The sequence below is a fragment of the Thermodesulfatator autotrophicus genome, from assembly GCF_001642325.1.
Classification (GTDB): domain Bacteria; phylum Desulfobacterota; class Thermodesulfobacteria; order Thermodesulfobacteriales; family Thermodesulfatatoraceae; genus Thermodesulfatator; species Thermodesulfatator autotrophicus.
Genome location: NZ_LSFI01000118.1, coordinates 1 through 588, shown reverse-complemented (window position 1 = coordinate 588; position 588 = coordinate 1). Strand labels below are relative to the sequence as shown.

Below are 588 nucleotides of genomic sequence, written 5' to 3'. Positions count from 1 at the left end.
TGGCCGGGAATGATCTCCGCAAGTACATATTGCTCTTTCTCATTATTCCACTGCTCTGCTTTAGCTATCTCCGACTTAAGGCGCTGATTTTCGTCCTTAAGATTCATAACAAGCTCTTGAAGATCAAGTACTCGGAGGTGGAGGGCGGAAATGGTATCCATAAGCTTACATAACTGTTCTTGTAAGGCCAGGTCGATGCGTTCGGAAATCTTTTCCCGGAGATCCTGGGTCAGATATTTTGCTGTTTTCACCAGGGAAAGGACAGAAGACAGCTCAGGGATCATGCAAACCTCCACGTTTATTTTTACCGGATATTAACACACGGAGGCGGGGGAATGAAGGAGTTCTGCTCGACTAAAGAACTAGCTCAATTCTTGGGAATCACGGAGAGAAGCGTTCGAAGGAGAGGCAACCGCGAAGCCTGGCCCTACCGGATCGAGAAGACGCGGGGCGGGAAGCGCAAGCTCTACGGCCCGGTGCACGAGCTCCCGCCGGACGTGCAGGTAGCCATCGTCAAGGCGGCTGTCGCCTCCGGCACGCCGCCGCTTCCGCACCAGGTGATACACCTCTGCCCGCTGGCGCAGGCGG

Annotated in this window: 2 protein-coding genes; one reads left to right on the top strand and one right to left on the bottom strand. The window is 54.1% G+C overall.

Features of this window, described 5'->3' with window-relative positions:
* A partial coding sequence (locus TH606_RS11220) for a hypothetical protein (RefSeq protein ID WP_157627931.1) occupies window positions 1–284 on the bottom strand: 284 nt, incomplete at its 3' end.
* Window positions 285–335: 51 nt separating this feature from the next.
* On the opposite strand from TH606_RS11220, the gene TH606_RS11605 reads away from it, so the two are divergent.
* Window positions 336–588, top strand: a 253-nt coding sequence (locus TH606_RS11605; RefSeq protein ID WP_197460581.1) for a helix-turn-helix domain-containing protein, incomplete at its 3' end; no start/stop codon positions are given.